Source organism: Glutamicibacter arilaitensis Re117, from assembly GCF_000197735.1.
GTDB classification, from domain to species: domain Bacteria; phylum Actinomycetota; class Actinomycetes; order Actinomycetales; family Micrococcaceae; genus Glutamicibacter; species Glutamicibacter arilaitensis.
In genome coordinates, this window is the sequence record NC_014550.1 from 2,597,164 (window position 1) to 2,613,283 (window position 16,120).

Here is a 16,120-nt window from a genome sequence, read left to right on the forward strand (position 1 = left end):
CGTAACTATCATTACGCAAATTCAATACCAGAAACAAGGTTACAGAAATCAGTAGTTTTCTTCATAATCCCTCCACTAAGGAGAGCTTGGCCTTACCCCTAATGGATAAAGCCAACCTCTCTCTTTCTATTGCCTACCGGCCAATAATTGGACTGCTTCAGACGATCTCACGACCGGACGGATATCCCTCTTTGCGCCAGGAAAAAGTAAGGATGGATCGGGAACCGGCCTAGCGTCATACCAGTCTTGCCCGCGCCCGCGACTAGCTTCTATACGAATGCCAGCTTGCGCACGGCGAGGTTCTTGTACGTTGCTGTCCCGCCCGAAACGAATAATTTGATCCCCGAATCCGTATCCAGCGGGAATACCCGGTGCGAGTGGACGATTCTGCCGTCCCCCAAGAACACTTCGACGCTGGAGCGGTCCACCAGAATGCGTACCTTGAGTCTTCCGCTTGGTACCTCTAATGGACTCTTGGTTTCGCTCTTATCCCCGGGGTGGAAGCTCGGCTTGCGGTTCACGTAGGCGAACCCTCCGGCCAGATAGATTCCGGTGGCCACGTGACGCGTGCCGGTTTTTGCCCGGCACAGCTCAAATCCCACGTTCTCCGGAGGGTTGGCCGGATCCCAGCTCAATTCGCATTCCAGCTCGTAGGCGCTGCTCGAGAAATCCAAGACGTGACCCCCGGATACCGCCGGGCTGCCTAAGCTTTTAGCCGGGCCGGCCAGCTTGTCCAATTGCTTTACCGGCACCGAGGCGAGGTAGTAGCTTTCAGCACCGGCGATCATCCGCACCTCGCGCACAATCATGTCATCACCGTTATAACCATCCGTGGCCATGCTTGGGGCATTGTGTGGGTAATCCCAGAAGTTGTTCCACCCAATGACACGGCGCAGTTTGGGATTTTCACTCCCGTCGGCACGATGATCCGGATAAGTCACCGCACCATAGAAGTCAAAGCCCCAGTCCAGCCACTGCGGATCTTCTTCCTTGGTGGTGAAGGCCTTTCCATCAAAGTCGCCCACCCAGTATGCGTAGGTGGCGGGCAGATCATGTGGCTTGCCATTGGCGCTGGTGCCAAGCACCCATTGTTTGGTTCCGTCAGAAGCCTGAAACTGGAACAGGTCTGGGCATTCGAGGGTGCCCAAGGTGGTGCGCACAAATTCGCTGGTTCTTTTCCACCGCTTCAGGTTCACCGAGGTATACAACCCGATACGGTCCCCCTCAGCGTTAAGCATGACCCACTTTGAGCTTGGCTCATGCCAGATGACCTTCGGGTCTCGGAAGGCTTCCACGCCTGGGTTAGCCAGTACCGGCTTGGTTCCACCGGGTTTGAAGCTGCGTCCCTTGTCGGTGGAGTACCAGAGGTACTGGGCTTGCACCCCGCCCGGCGCCTGGGTGACCAGAGCAATCAACGCGCCTTCACCGTAGCCAGCGGTGTTCTTTTCGTCGATGACAATCGAGCCGGACCAGCAATCCCCGTTAGCGCTTTCATGCTTGCTGATGGCTACGCCGTGGTCGGTGAAGTTCACGTGGTCCGTGGTGGTCGCCAAACGCCAGCTCGTACCGCTACCACCGAGAATGTAGTCCTCGTTGTAAAGGTAGTAGTACAGGTATTCACCGTCCAGATACACCGGACGCTGCGGGTCATTCTTCCAATTATCCGGAACGCTGAAGTGATAACTGGGACGGTAGCTCATCGCAGCAGAAGCCTTATTCTCATTTTCCCCCATTTTGCAGGGGCCGCAACGGCCACCCCAGCGCCTAGTCCGGTCAGGGTCAATGCGGTGGCCGAGGTCAGGGTGGCAACGATGCTTCGTCTGGACGGTCCGCCATTGGTCATGTCTTTTTTTGCGCTCATGTCATTTCGCTTTCGTCCGCCAGCACCCAGTGCTGGCTTGATTCATCGATAATGTGCTTTTGCAGGTTGGCGCTAGTGGACCAGCGCTGGATTTGTTCGCGTAGGGCCGCGCGCTTTGTTGCGTCGAAGCTACTGTCTCGGTCAGGGTCAGGCACCGCACCCACGAGCAGCTGAGTATATGGATGGCTCGGGTGATCCAGCAGTTGCACTGATTCTCCTGACTCCACGATTCGCCCCTCGTTGAGCACCGCAATTCGGTCCGATAGATAACGGGCCGAAGCCAGATCATGGGTGACGTACAAGATGGTGATCCCATGCTCGTCACGCAACTTATGCAGCAGGTTCAACACACCAATGCGCACCGAGACGTCCAGCATTGAGGTCGGTTCGTCGGCCAGAATGATGCTCGGCTTGGCCGCCAGCACTCGGGCAATCGCGATGCGCTGACGCTGTCCGCCAGAGAGCTCATGAGGGAAGGAGGAGAGCACATCCGGGCTGAGGCCCACGGTACTCACCAGCTTTGCCATTTCACTGCGCTTTGACTTGATTTCTGGCTGGTGCAGAGCCAAGGCACGTTCTAAGATATGCTCCACGCGGAAGGTAGGGTTCAGCGAACCGAAGGGGTCTTGGAAGACCATCTGCACTTCGCTGCGGTACTTGCGCACCGCTGCCCCCTTCAGCCCCGCAATATCTTTTCCGTTGACTAGAACCTCACCGGAATCCGGAGTTTCAAGCAGAGCTAGACAACGGGCCAGCGTCGACTTGCCGGATCCCGACTCCCCCACCAGTGCCACGATTTCCCCGCGTTGCATCTCCAGATCGATATCCCGCAAGGCAGGAATTTTCTTTCGACTAAACAACGCGGAGCTGGTGAACGATTTGCTCAGCGAACGGATTCGCACGGCCGGACCCACTGCGGTTCGTTGGGTAGCAGTTGAAGTCATAGCAGTTCTCCTTGCGACAGCACAGGCTGATCCGAGGGAGCCACCCAATGGCCCTCGCCGGTGTCTTCCAGATCCTGGATGTTGGTGAATTTGGTGCCTTCGGCCAGCCCGGTGAGCTTAACCCGTGGACCATGCAGAGGTGGGAAAGCCCCCAGCAGCGCTTGAGTATAGGGGTGCCGGGAACCATGGCGCAGTGTTGTTGCCGGAGCCAGCTCCACAATGCGACCGCCATACATGATGCCAATACGGTCAGAGAGTTCAAGCATCAACGACATGTCGTGGGTGATGAACAAAATCGCGAAGCCGAGTTCATTTTGCAGTTCACGGATTTGCTCCAAGATCTCCTGCTGCACCACCACATCTAGTGCAGTAGTAGGTTCGTCAAGGATCAACAGCCGCGGGTTCAACGCACAGGCCATGGCAATGACAATGCGCTGGCGCTGTCCGCCTGAAAGCTGGTGCGGATAGGCCCGCAATCGCGCCGGATCGATGCGCACCATGGTGAGCAGCTCTTCGGCGCGCTGCACCGCGGCAGCACGGGTGCCGCCACGGTGCGTGCGGATCACGTCGACAAACTGCTCGCCAATTCGGGTGACCGGGTTCAATGAATTCATTGCCGACTGGAATACCATGGCGACGTTGTTCCAGCGCCAGGCACGCAGTTCCGCTTCGTCCATGCCCAGCACATCTTGGCCTTCAAAGAGGATCTTGCCGTGGGTGATCCGCGCAGGATCTTTCAGCAAGCGCATGATCGAGTTGGCAATGGTGGACTTGCCGCAGCCGGACTCCCCCGCCAAACCGAAGATTTCACCGGAGTGGATGGCGAAGCTGACCCGGTCAGCGCCGCGCACAGCTCTCTCGTCGCTGACGTACTCGACGGTCAGGTCCTGGACTTCCAATACCGGGACGCTCATTTTTCTTCCTTTCGCACCACGGTAGTCGCCGCGGTGCTTTTCGTTGCATGCTTCGGGCGGCGCAGGCGCGGATTGGTGATTTCATCCACCGCGTAGTTGCACAGGGCCAAGGCGAAGGCGACCAAGGCGATGGCCAGGCCCGATGGCACGAAAATCCACCATGGGCCCAGCATCAGCGATCCATCGCTGGTCGCCCAGAACAGGTTGGTACCCCAGGAGATGGTGTTCACGTCGCCCAAGCCCAGGAATTCAAGCCCAGCCTGTGCTCCGATGGAGCCGATGATGCAGCCAAGCAGCGTGGTCATGACGACCGAGGCCATATTGGGGAGCATTTCGCGGACCATGATGCGCAGCGGGCGCTCGCCCGATACCAAAGCCGCAGCAACATAGTCTTTTCCGCGGATGGACATGGCCTGGGAACGCATGACGCGTGCGCTGCCTGCCCATCCGGTAATCATCAGCACCACGATCACCGTGCCAAGACCAGGCGGCATGAATGCCGCCAGGATCACCAGCAGCGGCAGGCCGGGCACCAGCAGGAAGACGTTGGTAACCAGGGAGAGCACCTCGTCCAGGCCGCGGCCGAAGTAGGCCCCGCTCAACCCGACCAGCACGCCGACAATGGTGGAGAGGATGCCGGCGACGAAGCCGACGAAGAGCGACGAGCGGGCACCCCACAGGGTCAGCCCCAAAACGTCTTGGCCCTTGCTGGTGGTACCCAGCCAATGCTCCATGCTTGGTGCGCTGGCACCGGCCGAGGTAATCCGCGACGGATCCCCGGGGAAGAGCGCCGGGGCAAGCAAGGCCAGGATGATAAAGGCAAGCAGGATGCTGAGCCCAGCCACGGCCTTGCCGTTGCGGAGCAAAGTCCGCAGCAACCGGGTAGCACTGACTCTGGCACGCGCGGAGCCGCTTTCCTCCGCTGGTTGCGAGGCAGCCAGAGTCTGTGGATCTGTAGCATTCTGGGTCATGGCGATCAGCCTTTCCGCACGCGAGGGTCGAGTCGGACGTAGACAAGGTCTACGAGGAAGTTGGCTATCAGCACCGCGGCAGTAATGGTCAGGAACATGCCCTGCATCAGCGGGTAGTCAAGGCCTTGGACAGCGCCGAGCAGCTGGTAGCCGACGCCTGGGTAGGCGAATACCACTTCGGTCAGCAGCGCGCCGCCGAAGATGAAGCCTATGCTCATGCCCATGCTGGTGACCGATGGCAGCATCGCGTTGCGTGCCGCGTAGTTCAGCATGATGCGGTGAGGTCGCAGCCCCTTGGCCTCGGCCATCAAAATGTAGTCTTCGGAGTTGGTGGCAATCATGGTGTTGCGCATGCCCAGCATCCAGCCGCCCAGGGAAACCAGCACGATGGTCACCGCGGGCAGGACCAGGTGCGCTGCAACGTCCAGGATGAATTCGAGATTGAATCCGGGAACCAGGCCTACGGAGAAGGCATGGCGCATCGGGGCGACGCCCATATTGATGCCGAAGATGTACAAGGCCCCCATGGCTAGCCAGAAATACGGGAAAGAACCGATGAACACCAGCAGCGGTGGAGCAACCGAGTCCAAGAAGCCGCCACGGCGCCAGGCGGCAAGGATGCCCAGGAGGTTTCCGAGGATCACGGCGAAAATCAATGAAGTCAGTCCCAGCAGCAAGGTCCACGGCAGCTGCGAGGCGATGACCTCGGAGACTGGAGTGGGGAAACGGGAAATCGACATCCCAAAGTCGCCGGTCAAGACACGGCCAAGATAGCCAAAGTATTCGGGGATGATGGGGCCGCCGTCCACTCCCATCAGGGTTCGAAGTGCTTCGACTTGTTGTGGCTCAAGCCGTTGCTGCGAGCGGGACAGCATGCGGGTGACGGGATCGCCTGGCATCAGCCGCGGTAGAAGGAAATTCAGGGTGATTGACGCCCAGAAGGCTAGGAGATAAAAGCCCAAGCGCCGTAGGAGGAAACTCATGTTGTGTGTCCTTGGCTAAGGATCGCAACGCAGCGGGCGGACGGTATCCGCCCGCTGCGAAAGGAAAATGTTGCTAGTTCGCTGGTTCCAGGCTGGTGAGCACCAGAACGGTGGTCGGGGCCCGGTTGCTCAACGTGGCATACGGGTTATCTTCGGTTGGCCAACCCACGAAGTTCTCAGTGGTGTAGGCACCCCATTCCGGGCCGGCGAATAGCGGTACTACCGGTGCCAGTTCGCTGTAGCGAGCCTGCAGGTCGTTAACGATCTGCTTCTGTTCTCCCTCATCGCCGGCAGCCACGAACTTGTTCAACAGCTCATCTGCTTTTTTATCGCTGAACCGGTGGTAGTTGTCAAAGGTCTGCTTGCCCACGGGCTTGACGTTCTGGCTGCCCATGAGATTGAGGTAGTACTGGTAAGGAGTCGGAGCGTTAGCGGTCCAAACGATTCCGGTGTCGAATTCACCGGTTTCGTAGCTTGCGGTCACCGCGGCCCAATCCGGCGAATCAACAGTGGCCTTGATGCCCACGTCCTGGAGGTTTTGGGCGATGATATTCGCTACCGAAAGCCAATCCGAGGAGGTTGAACCCACGGAGATATCGAAGGTGAATGGCTTGCCAGCGGCGGTGGTGCGCTGCCCCTGTGCATTCTCCTTGAAGCCTGCTTCATCAAGAAGCTTCTTTGCGCCTTCCACATCCCGCGTGGTCCAGTCGCACTGTTCGACGACCGCAGCGTCGCGCCACTTGTCATAGTTGCCGGACAGTCCGGTGCAGTCCGCTGGTTTGGCGTAGTCGGACATGCCGACCTTGACAACCTGTTCGCGGTCTACGGCCATGCTCAACGCCTTGCGTACGCGAACATCCGAGAGTTCTTTCTTGGTAGTGTTCAGCTGCCAGTTGATTTCGGCGCCAGTGGTCGGGAACCAGAAATGACGGTGCTCCGGATCCTTGTCCACGTAGGTCGATTGGATATCCGGCATGTAGGTTTGCGTCCAGTCAACATCGCCGGAGATGGCGGCGAGGTTGGCTCCGTCGTTGCCGGCGAAAGCGAGCATGCGGATGCCACCGATATTCTGCTTCTCGGGTTGCCAATAGTATGGGTTCTTGCCCAATTCGAAGGACTGCGCCTGGAAATTGGCTACTTCGGTGTATGGTCCGGTGCCTACCGGTTTCGGGTTCTCTTCATTTCCGGGCTTGTCGAACTTGGACCAGATGTGGGCCGGGACAATCACCTGCTGGCCCAGTTCGTAGAGGGCCGGGGTGAATGCCTGCTTGAAGTGGAACTCGATGGTCGAGTCATCGAGAGTCTTGATGGACTTCAGGTAGTCATAGCCGCCGAGCAGTTCCTTTTGCAGTTCAACTGAGAGCTTGACGTCCTTGGACGTCAGCGGGGTGCCATCGGAGAATTTAACGCCCGGACGCAGATTGAAGACCAGGGACTTTCCGTCTTTGCCTGCACTCCACTCCGTGGCCAGCCAAGGCACGGTGTCGCCGCCTGCCGGGTTGTAGACCAGCATGGATTCGTAAATGGACTGCCCGGTCATTGGCGCAGCATTGGGCGAGAAGGGGTTGAAGTTTTTTGAGAAGGTTCCCATGTCCTCGCGCGGAATGGTCAGGAACGCGGCGTTGGCTGATCCGTCGCCCCCTTCAGTTCCGCCTGGATTCGATGCGACGCATCCGCTCAAGGCGAGGGTGCCGGCCACAGCGGTCGCGGCCACGGCAAGGTGCGCACGACGTAAGTATTTGATTATCATTGAAGTTCCTCATCCATTCATGTGATGTGTAGCGGAGGGGAAGTTCATCTGCGGCCGTGCATGGCCACAGACGAACGAATGCTGGGGGGCAGCCGATGGTAATTTGGCGATTCTCGATCGGCGAGCCCTCTACCATTTGATTCAATAGGGACACCCCCGCCATGCCCAGTTCTTCGAAGGGCAAGGCAATGGTTGTCAGCTTTGGCCGCATATGCGGTGCCAGAATTTCCTGATCATCGAATCCGACGATTGAAATGTCTTTTCCCACCTGCAATCCGCGTTCCTTGATTGCGTCATAGGCGCCCATGGCGATCCGGTCATTTCCGCAAAAAATTGCGGTAGGCGGATCCAGTTGGCTTAGCAGTGTTTGCGTACCGTGGTACCCGCTGTCGGCAGTTCCGTCACCAGGCACGATCCGGGAATCATCGAATTCAATTCCGTGATCGCGCAGGGCCTGCTTCATACCGGCTTGGCGTCCGATTTGCGCAGGAATTCCTGTTTTGAGAGTGATGTGCCCGATGCTGGTGTGCCCGGCCTTGGCCAGGATTTCGGCGGCAGCGTATCCGCCGCCGAATTCGTCCGGAACAATTGATGGCAATTGGCCTCCGGCATCGAAGCAGTTGACCAGTACGCAGGGAACTGTTTTTGCATTTTCCGGCACCGTGATTTGGCGGTGCCAGGAAGTCGCGATGATCAATCCGCCAACCTGCTGTTCAAGCAGCTTCTCAACGGCGAGGTTGTCCATACCTGGATCATCGTCGCTGGGTGCGATAAGGAGGAAGTTGCCGTCTTTCCATGCTGCCTGCTGCGCTCCCTTGATCACGTCAGTGGCAAAGGGCGAGGTGGCAATTTCGGTCACCAGCCCGAACCAGGAGCTGCGTTTGCTGGCCAAGGTTCGTGCGGCTGCGTTGGGGCGGTAGCCCAGTTCGCGCGCCGTTTGGTTGATTCGTTCTCTTGTGGTTTCGGGGATGCTTGATTCCATCCGGCCGTTGAGTACGAATGAGACGGTTGTTCGGCTCACCCCGGCTGCTTTGGCAACGTCGGCCATGGTCACTGACTGCTGAGACATGCCCCTCCTCCCCTTCGAGATCAGTGCGTTTCGCGTCGTGCCAACGGTTTGCTAACACGATTCAGTAACGCGCGTTACTACGCTGTGAAATAAGGTAACCTACATCACTTACGGCTGTCAAGGAAGAAGTTTTGCGGCAGTGAAGATCATTGACAGGATCGATTCCTGACCGTCAAGGCCATGGATCCAAGACATCGGAATCCCTTGCTTCATTCAGCTGAGTAGGGCAAATGGGGCACGATGCCACAGGGCAGAGGCGTAATCAGCATCCCGAAGCGTGGCAGCCATTCCCCGAAATGGCACGGGTGGACACAAAGGAAATCGTGGAAATCAGGTTCGCGGAACCGGCCGGCTCGGTTGCGCCCGCGAGTCAGCGGGATTTCATGGACTCGCGCTCGATGAGCGGCATGTCGATCTGATGCTCCCCGGGCTCCAGCTTTCCATCGAGCAGAAGCTCAACGGCCAGAGCCCCCATCCCCTCATATGGAAGTCGAATAGAGGTCAATTGCGGGCGAAGGTAGCTGGCAATGATCTCGTCATCGAAAGACAGCACGGACAGGTCCGTTCCTGGCTTCAGGCCATTTTCGGCGAGCGCTTGGAAGACACCCATGGCCACGCGGTCATTGGCGCAAATGATGGCGTCAGGGTTGTACCCGTCGGCTAGCATCCGGATTGTTGCTTCATATCCGTCGGTGGGGTTCCAGTCGTCGAGCACCCAGTGGCCCAGTACTTCGAGGTTTGATTCCGCCAAGGCTCTGCGCAGGGAGCCGAAGCGGCGAGAGATACTTGGATAGGTTCGCGGATCCTTTTCGGCGTTTTCAAGTTCACCGATGACCGCAACACTCTTCGCCCCGGATTCGATAACCCTCTGCACTGCTTTAGCCCCCGAATCCATCTCATTGGGAAGCACTGCGACGCAAGGGCTGTCGTCAAGGCCGTTGACCAGCACGGTGGGCAATCCAGTTTTCGGGATCCTCAAATCACGTTGGCGAGAATCCATGAACCCAAGAATCAGCCCGTCAACGTCCCGGTGGGTCATCTGCGTTATTGCTTCAGCCATTTGCTCTGGCTTGCCGAAGGTCTCAGCAATGAGCACCGTATGGCCTCGCTCTTCCGCTGCGCGCAGGATGCCGGTGATCATTTCGGAAGCAAAACGAGTCACGGTAACTTGATCAGAGATGAACCCCAGGGTGCGCGTCTTCCCACTTCGCAAGGATTGGGCTGCCGCATTTGGCCGGTAACCCAGTTTCTTGGCGGCCGCGCGCACTCGTTCCGTGGCTTCGGCGGACAGTCGCGTGCCCGGTTTATTGTTCAGGATCATGCTGACGGCAGCCTTGGACATCCCCGAAGCTTCTGAAACGTCAGCAATTGTTATCCGCTTGGCTTTAGGCGATTCCACATTTCCCTCTTGAGACAGTTCGAATGCAATTATTCGACCCTAGCCTATTGCAGTGATTCGGCCGCGCTGTTAGAGTCTTGTGCTAAATCCATTTAGCCAACTCATATCGAAGGATGGCAGCGTTGCCCGAAACTCAACAGGTCGCGGTGAAGCGACCACAGCTACATTTCACTGCGAAGAAAAACTGGATCAATGACCCCAATGGATTGTTCTTTGACGGAGAGCAATACCACCTGTACTTCCAGCACAATCCTCACGGCGTAGGCCACGGATTCATGTCTTGGGGCCACGCGGTCAGCACCGATCTGGTGAACTGGGAAGAACTTCCTATCGCGATTCTGCACGGCGACATGGCTGATATCTTCTCCGGCTCCATCGTGGTGGACCACGAAAATACCAGCGGCTTCGGCGACGGCACGGTTGCGCCGGTCGTTGCCATCTACACCGCGGCAGCCAAGGATGAGACCAACCAGTCCCAAGCCATCGCCTACTCGCTGGATGGTGGAATCACTTTCACCAAATACGAGCAGAATCCAGTTCTGGATCGAGGGTCCAAGGACTTCCGCGACCCAAAGGTCATCCGATACGAATCCGAGCAGGGTTCCTTCTGGGTCATGGTTGCTGTTGAAGCCATTGATCGCCGAGTGATGATCTACCGTTCTGAGAACCTCAAGGACTGGACCGAGCTCTCCAGCTTCGGACCCCAGGCTGCTGTTGCCGGAATCTGGGAATGCCCAGATCTATTCCAGCTACCAGTTGCCGGCACAGACCAGCTGAAGTGGGTTCTAATTGTTTCGCTGAACCCAGGCGGCGTGGCCGGCGGCTCAGGTACCCAGTACTTCATTGGTGAATTCAACGGCACCACCTTCACTCCTGATGAGACTCAGGAAACTTGGGATAGCTTCGGATACGAATCCTTGAAGCAGGGCGACTGGCTGGACTGGGGGCGCGACTTCTATGCAGGTGTCAGCTTCCACGGCTTGCCACTAGACGAGCAAACTCTCATTGCCTGGATGAGCAACTGGGACTACGCCCGCGACCTCCCCCACGATGGATGGCGCGGATCCATGAGCGCCGCACGCCGGCTGGATTTGGTGAAAGACTCCAACGGCAAGTTTGACATTCGCCAGCGCATTCTCGGATTGCCAAAAGCCGACGTTGCATCAAGCAAGGCCAACGCTGGCGAAAATCGTATTGAGCTGGGCTCCCCCGCTCTGGTTGAACTGACGTTTGCTACGAGCCCAATCGAACCAGCAGTCCTTTCCTTATTCCGCGCCGATGACACTCTTATCAGCGAACTCACCGTTGAATCCGAATTGATTCAGCACCGCCGCGAAGCAGGCAAGGTAGACCACGAGCTCTACGCCTCCAACCAGCGCATGCCTCTGCCCGTTGGTTCGGATGAACTAGATGTGAAAGTTCTCGTGGATCACGGATCTATCGAAATCCTAGCTGCTGGTGGTCGACGTTCCCTTACGGATCAGCTCACCGGTGAGGCAGCGCTGGCCTACGCGACCTTGCGCGTCGCAACGGGTGCGAATGCGTCTTTCAAAGTTCAAGAACTCTTTGATAACGCACTGGAGTCCAAGGCATGAGCCGCATTAGCGTAATGGGCGAATCCCTCGTCGACGTTGTTGAAGAAACTGCGCATCCTGGCGGATCACCGCTGAATGTCGCCGTCGGGCTTGCCCGGCTGGGACATGATGTTCAGTTCTATACGGAATTCGGTCAGGATTCCTACGGCATTCAAATTGCGGAGCACCTGGATCAGGCGGGAGTGCATGTTGCCCCCGGCTCAGTAACTGGGCATCCCACGTCCGTAGCCCAGGTAGTGATGGATGAGCACTTCAATGCTCGATACACCTTCGACATCCACCAGCAGATTCCTGCTGTCCCCGCTGATGATTCCAGCGAATTGCTGCACACCGGTTCCATCGCTGCTTGGATTGAACCCTCGGGTCAAATCATTGTCGATGCTTTCAAGAATGCATCAGACGATTCACTTCGAAGCTATGACCCTAACCTCCGTCCGGATCTTGTCGAGGACAGGGACTCGGCTTTGCAACGCATTGAGCTGCTGATGGGCCTGAGCCACATAGTGAAGCTCAGCGACGTTGATGGTCAGTGGCTATACCCAGACCTAGAGCCATGGGAGGTTCTGAAGCACGTAGCCAGCCTCGGCCCAGCCTTGGCAGTGATGACTCAGGGTGGCGATGGTTGCGTGGCGCTTTCCTCGGGACGGCAATTTGATGTCGCTGCCTCTCCCACCAATCTTGTGGACACCATAGGTGCCGGGGATGCCTTCATGTCCGGGCTGCTCTTTGGAGTGCTGGCTAATCCAGAATTCGCTCAAGCTCTTCGTCACGGCGCAACGGCTGAGTCTCAAGATGTTGAAGAGGCACTTCGTCAGGCATTAACCTCAGCTGCACTGACAGTGGCACAAGCCGGAGCCAATCCCCCGTGGATTAAAGACTTCTCCCTCGCAATCGCTCAGTAACTACGCTTCGCAGCGTTCACGAAAGAATCCAGGACAAAGATGGCTGGCATTACGACTACTTACAAAAATCCTATTTACCTCCAGAGTTCCTTCTCGATGCTCCTGTTCTTCGCATCGTGGGGCATTTGGTGGTCCTTCTTCCAGATCTGGCTCACCAGCGAATCAGCAGGTCTAGGACTCACCGGGGCACAGGTCGGTACGCTCTACTCGGTAAACTCGCTGGCAACGCTGATCCTGATGTTTGCCTACGGGGCCATTCAGGATCGGCTTGGCGACAGAAAGCATCTGGCCACCATTCTTGCCTCGGTGACCGCCCTGATCGGGCCATTCTGCACGTGGGTCTACCAGCCACTATTGCAGTCCCAGTTCATGGCCGGCGTGCTCATTGGCGCCATTGTCTTGTCAACTGGTTTCCTAGCCGGAGTTGGGCTATTTGAAGCCTTGACCGAACGCTACAGTCGCCGTTTCAACTTTGAATACGGGCAGGCCCGCATGTGGGGGTCCTTTGGCTACGCTCTGGTCGCATTGGCGGCCGGCTTCCTGTTCACTATCAACCCCATGCTGAACTTCTGGATCGGGTCCGTTCTGGGCCTGGCCCATCTCCTGCTGCTGGTGCTGGGCCGTACCAATAGACAGCCAGTGATCGCCGCCGGTTCCGGCACGAAAATTCTTTCCCCCGCAACTACACCGACAATTCGTGAGATGTTCAGGCTATTCCGTCTGCCGAGTCTCTGGCTGATCATCTTGTTCGTCATGCTCTCTTGGACGTTCTACACCGTCTTCGACCAGCAGATGTTCCCCGAATTCTACACCGGCCTATTTGAATCACCCGAGACCGGACAGCGGGTATACGGAATCTTGAACTCAGTTCAGGTGTTCGTTGAAGCAGCCATGCTTGGCATCATCCCCCTAGTCATGCGCCGGATAGGCATTCGTTCAGCATTGCTACTGGGAGTGGCCATCATGTTTGTCCGCATCATCAGCTGCGCCCTGGTTGACGATCCGGTGCTGGTCTCGGCAATCAAGATGTTGCATGCCATTGAGACACCGCTATTCATCTTGCCGATCTTCCGTTACTTCACGCTGCACTTCAATCCGGCACTGTCGGCAACCCTATACATGGTTGGGTTCCAAGTATCGGCACAGATTGGCAACGTCATTCTGTCCACTCCCCTCGGCGCGCTCCATGACCGTATGGGCTACCAGCAGACCTTCATCGTGATTTCTCTAGTTGTGCTATTAGCTGGGATCTACGGATTCTTCGCTCTCAAAAAAGATGATCAGCAGGTAGATGGTGACCCGTTCATGCGTCATGCAAAAGCTGCCATGAACTCATAGCTGACTATTAGGCGAAGCGGGGTGGGATGTTGTCGAATTCGACGACGTCCCACCCCGCTCTCGTTTGAGTAAGTAATGTCAAAAATGCGCAACTTCTGCATTGGGTTTATTTATGTTCCACACCTATTGGCGATGACTTAATTTGATCATTTCGTCACTCTGGATTCCTACGATCTAAACATTGTCGCCACCATAATTACACGGCGAATCACAGAATCATTTTGAAAGGTCTCCATGAAAACATCGTCTTCTGTTCCACGTCGCGGGTTATTGGTTGCCGGCACCGCAGCCGCTATCACCGGACTCTTCGCCGCCAACAGCGCAACTGCATCCCCAGCACCGGCTGAGAATCCGGGAACGGCCCCCAGCCCAAAACTGAAATTCGCGGCAGATGGCAAGTTCAAGATCGTTCAGTTCAATGACACCTAGGATGGACCGCGCACCGATCGTCGCACCATTGAGCTGATGGAGAAGGTGCTGGATGCCGAGAAGCCCGGCTTCGCCCTGATCAACGGCGATGTAATCAATGGCTCCTCTCAAACAGTTACCGAAGTCAAGCAGGCTATCAACAACGTCGTGCAGCCGATGGAGTCCCGCGGTATCCCTTGGGCACTTACCTTCGGCAATCACGATGAAGATTCAATGCCCAACGGCACAGGCATGGACGAGGCAAAGATTCTGGACTTCATCCGAAGCTATGAGTTCAATGCCAACTCGAAGAATGACAAGATTGTTGGCGAATCGAATTCCCAGTTGCTGATCGCTTCCTCGAAGAGCGCCAAACCTGTCTTTGGCATCTGGCTGCTTGATTCGAACCGCTACGCTCCAAAGACTGTTGGCGGCCAGGACTTCGAGGGCCTCATGTCCTACGACTGGATCCGTCCCGAGCAGATCGCTTGGTATCGTCAGGCTTCCATAGCCACCGAAAACCGCTACGGCAAGGTTCAGTCGCTAATGTTCTTCCACCTACCACTGTGGGAGCACAACCACATGTGGTACGGCGCCCAGTTCACCTCGAACGACGCTGACCACGAGAAGGCCATCAAGAAGCACTCTATCGTCGGAGTGAAGAACGAGGGCGTCTACACCGGCGCATTCAATTCCGGCATGTTCGCCGCGCTGCAGGAACGCGGAGATGTCCGGGGCGTGTACTGCGGCCACGACCACATCAACACCTACATGGGTGACTACTACGGCATCGAGCTCGGCTACGGTCCAGGTACCGGTTTCGGCACCTACGGCCTCGGTGGGACCGAGAACCATCACCTACGCGGCGCCCGGGTCTTCGAACTCGACGAGAACAAGAAAAGCGTTTACGCCGGAACCCGCACCGTGTTCGCCAAGGATCTGGGTATCGACATGGGTACTCAGGGACAGCCAATCGACGGGCCACTGCCGCTTCCATAGCCAAGACAAGTTCTGAGCAAGACGAAACCGACCGACGAATGAGCGATTTCGTCTTGCCCAGACATTTTTTACCGCAGCGAAACTGGTAACGGCAAATTATCGAACAGCTGGAAACCGTGGCCAGCGTATTTGTAAAGCGTTCCAGACCTACTACGAAGACGTCTCCATCCACAAGGAATCCAACCCGACATCATCCTCGACATGATCATGAAACCGGACTCGATGGGGAGCTACAGCGACAAGGACGTGGACCTGGTCGCCACGAAGTGGTAGCCCTACACAACCACAAGGGCTCGGACTCACACCTGCAACCTCCCAGCGACGTGTTCCCCGACCGCTGCAGGAATGCCACGCAGGATAACAACACTCTGGAACCGGAACAACCAGTCGAATTCCGCAAAATCGCGGGCGCCTTCAACAAGTCCTACGACTTCTTCTCGCAGGTCATCGACTACGGCAGCCCCCGAATCGAGAAATTCGCGATCTACCTGAAATTACTGGCCAAGGCACTGCAGACCACAGCCACCGGCAACAGCTTGGACCTTTCCGATGCGGCGCTCACCCACTTTGCCCTGAGGTGCAAGAAGCACAGGACCTGAAGCTAGTGGGTGGGCAAGGCAAGGGAATCGAGAGGTGACTGCAGCCGATTCGGGCGTTGTGCGGGAGACGACCCTACGCACTTTCCACGGACAGATTAAGCAGATCAACGAGCTATTCGAAGACACCGGAATCAGCGACGACGACCAAATCAATGCCGTCGAATCGATCATGCGCATGCCGAACCACACGAGCAGCTACAACGTGAAGCGATTGCAAATGGACCGATAGATTTCAGTTCATCGCCAAGTCTTCCCGAGACTATTGATAAGATCACCTACACCTCGGGAGAAGGACGCCAAAGGCAATCAATGCCTAGCTAGAGGTGGATGCCCCGGACGAGATAGTTCATTTACTTCTTGCTACTGGTTTGCAAGATCGGGCTAGGAA

At 56.9% G+C, this 16,120-nt stretch carries 16 protein-coding genes; 7 read left to right on the plus strand and 9 right to left on the minus strand.

Annotation, left to right across the window (positions count from 1 at the left end):
- Window positions 1–269 precede the first annotated feature (269 nt).
- The 9 genes from AARI_RS12420 to AARI_RS12455 all read right to left on the minus strand — a co-directional run bounded on the left by AARI_RS12420 (window position 270) and on the right by AARI_RS12455 (window position 9,891).
- On the minus strand, window positions 270–1,700 hold the full coding sequence (locus tag AARI_RS12420) for a glycoside hydrolase family 32 protein (protein ID WP_041649936.1): 1,431 nt from the start codon (window positions 1,698–1,700) through the stop codon (window positions 270–272).
- Window positions 1,697–1,861, minus strand: coding sequence for a hypothetical protein (locus tag AARI_RS19715; protein ID WP_157867146.1), 165 nt, complete (start codon window positions 1,859–1,861; stop codon window positions 1,697–1,699). Before AARI_RS19715 ends, AARI_RS12420 begins: the two co-directional genes overlap by 4 nt.
- A complete protein-coding gene (locus tag AARI_RS12425; protein ID WP_013349627.1) occupies window positions 1,858–2,805 on the minus strand; it encodes an ABC transporter ATP-binding protein in 948 nt (315 codons plus the stop codon). Before AARI_RS12425 ends, AARI_RS19715 begins: the two co-directional genes overlap by 4 nt.
- A complete protein-coding gene (locus tag AARI_RS12430; protein ID WP_013349628.1) occupies window positions 2,802–3,719 on the minus strand; it encodes an ABC transporter ATP-binding protein in 918 nt (305 codons plus the stop codon). The genes AARI_RS12425 and AARI_RS12430 overlap by 4 nt, the downstream gene beginning before the upstream one ends.
- Window positions 3,716–4,690 (minus strand): ABC transporter permease, encoded by a 975-nt coding sequence (locus AARI_RS12435; protein ID WP_013349629.1) that lies wholly within the window; start codon window positions 4,688–4,690, stop codon window positions 3,716–3,718. The genes AARI_RS12430 and AARI_RS12435 overlap by 4 nt, the downstream gene beginning before the upstream one ends.
- A 5-nt stretch (window positions 4,691–4,695) precedes the next feature.
- A complete protein-coding gene (locus AARI_RS12440; protein ID WP_013349630.1) occupies window positions 4,696–5,673 on the minus strand; it encodes an ABC transporter permease in 978 nt (325 codons plus the stop codon).
- Between the two features lie 73 nt (window positions 5,674–5,746).
- On the minus strand, window positions 5,747–7,423 hold the full coding sequence (locus AARI_RS12445) for an ABC transporter substrate-binding protein (protein ID WP_013349631.1): 1,677 nt from the start codon (window positions 7,421–7,423) through the stop codon (window positions 5,747–5,749).
- On the minus strand, window positions 7,317–8,492 hold the full coding sequence (locus tag AARI_RS12450) for a LacI family DNA-binding transcriptional regulator (protein ID WP_013349632.1): 1,176 nt from the start codon (window positions 8,490–8,492) through the stop codon (window positions 7,317–7,319). Before AARI_RS12450 ends, AARI_RS12445 begins: the two co-directional genes overlap by 107 nt.
- A gap of 370 nt (window positions 8,493–8,862) precedes the next feature.
- Window positions 8,863–9,891 (minus strand): LacI family DNA-binding transcriptional regulator, encoded by a 1,029-nt coding sequence (locus AARI_RS12455; RefSeq protein WP_013349633.1) that lies wholly within the window; start codon window positions 9,889–9,891, stop codon window positions 8,863–8,865.
- A gap of 122 nt (window positions 9,892–10,013) precedes the next feature.
- On the opposite strand from AARI_RS12455, the gene AARI_RS12460 reads away from it, so the two are divergent.
- The 7 genes from AARI_RS12460 (at window position 10,014) to AARI_RS12485 (ending at window position 15,961) form a co-directional block, all read left to right on the plus strand.
- On the plus strand, window positions 10,014–11,486 hold the full coding sequence (locus tag AARI_RS12460; RefSeq protein ID WP_013349634.1) for a glycoside hydrolase family 32 protein: 1,473 nt from the start codon (window positions 10,014–10,016) through the stop codon (window positions 11,484–11,486).
- A complete protein-coding gene (locus AARI_RS12465) occupies window positions 11,483–12,388 on the plus strand; it encodes a carbohydrate kinase family protein (RefSeq protein ID WP_013349635.1) in 906 nt (301 codons plus the stop codon). Before AARI_RS12460 ends, AARI_RS12465 begins: the two co-directional genes overlap by 4 nt.
- A 39-nt stretch (window positions 12,389–12,427) precedes the next feature.
- Window positions 12,428–13,726, plus strand: coding sequence for an MFS transporter (locus tag AARI_RS12470; RefSeq protein WP_013349636.1), 1,299 nt, complete (start codon window positions 12,428–12,430; stop codon window positions 13,724–13,726).
- A 234-nt stretch (window positions 13,727–13,960) separates the two neighbouring features.
- Complete coding sequence (locus tag AARI_RS20110) at window positions 13,961–14,155, plus strand: hypothetical protein (RefSeq protein WP_231849384.1); 195 nt, start codon at window positions 13,961–13,963, stop codon at window positions 14,153–14,155.
- 27 nt (window positions 14,156–14,182) lie between these two features.
- Window positions 14,183–15,133, plus strand: a complete 951-nt coding sequence (locus AARI_RS12475; RefSeq protein ID WP_269446618.1) for a metallophosphoesterase family protein — start codon at window positions 14,183–14,185, stop codon at window positions 15,131–15,133.
- A 266-nt stretch (window positions 15,134–15,399) separates the two neighbouring features.
- Window positions 15,400–15,732, plus strand: coding sequence for a hypothetical protein (locus AARI_RS12480; RefSeq protein ID WP_157867147.1), 333 nt, complete (start codon window positions 15,400–15,402; stop codon window positions 15,730–15,732).
- 34 nt (window positions 15,733–15,766) lie between these two features.
- A complete protein-coding gene (locus AARI_RS12485) occupies window positions 15,767–15,961 on the plus strand; it encodes a hypothetical protein (protein ID WP_013349638.1) in 195 nt (64 codons plus the stop codon).
- Window positions 15,962–16,120 lie beyond the last annotated feature (159 nt).

What these genes read in the sequence shown, in the direction of transcription:
- AARI_RS12420 (WP_041649936.1), bottom strand. Translation starts at nt 1,700, where the DNA reads ATGAGCTACCGTCCCAGTTATCACTTCAGCGTTCCGGATAATTGGAAG.
- AARI_RS19715 (WP_157867146.1), bottom strand. Translation starts at nt 1,861, where the DNA reads ATGAGCGCAAAAAAAGACATGACCAATGGCGGACCGTCCAGACGAAGC.
- AARI_RS12425 (WP_013349627.1), bottom strand. Translation starts at nt 2,805, where the DNA reads ATGACTTCAACTGCTACCCAACGAACCGCAGTGGGTCCGGCCGTGCGA.
- AARI_RS12430 (WP_013349628.1), bottom strand. Translation starts at nt 3,719, where the DNA reads ATGAGCGTCCCGGTATTGGAAGTCCAGGACCTGACCGTCGAGTACGTC.
- AARI_RS12435 (WP_013349629.1), bottom strand. Translation starts at nt 4,690, where the DNA reads ATGACCCAGAATGCTACAGATCCACAGACTCTGGCTGCCTCGCAACCA.
- AARI_RS12440 (WP_013349630.1), bottom strand. Translation starts at nt 5,673, where the DNA reads ATGAGTTTCCTCCTACGGCGCTTGGGCTTTTATCTCCTAGCCTTCTGG.
- AARI_RS12445 (WP_013349631.1), bottom strand. Translation starts at nt 7,423, where the DNA reads ATGATAATCAAATACTTACGTCGTGCGCACCTTGCCGTGGCCGCGACC.
- AARI_RS12450 (WP_013349632.1), bottom strand. Translation starts at nt 8,492, where the DNA reads ATGTCTCAGCAGTCAGTGACCATGGCCGACGTTGCCAAAGCAGCCGGG.
- AARI_RS12465 (WP_013349635.1), top strand. Translation starts at nt 11,483, where the DNA reads ATGAGCCGCATTAGCGTAATGGGCGAATCCCTCGTCGACGTTGTTGAA.
- AARI_RS12470 (WP_013349636.1), top strand. Translation starts at nt 12,428, where the DNA reads ATGGCTGGCATTACGACTACTTACAAAAATCCTATTTACCTCCAGAGT.
- AARI_RS20110 (WP_231849384.1), top strand. Translation starts at nt 13,961, where the DNA reads ATGAAAACATCGTCTTCTGTTCCACGTCGCGGGTTATTGGTTGCCGGC.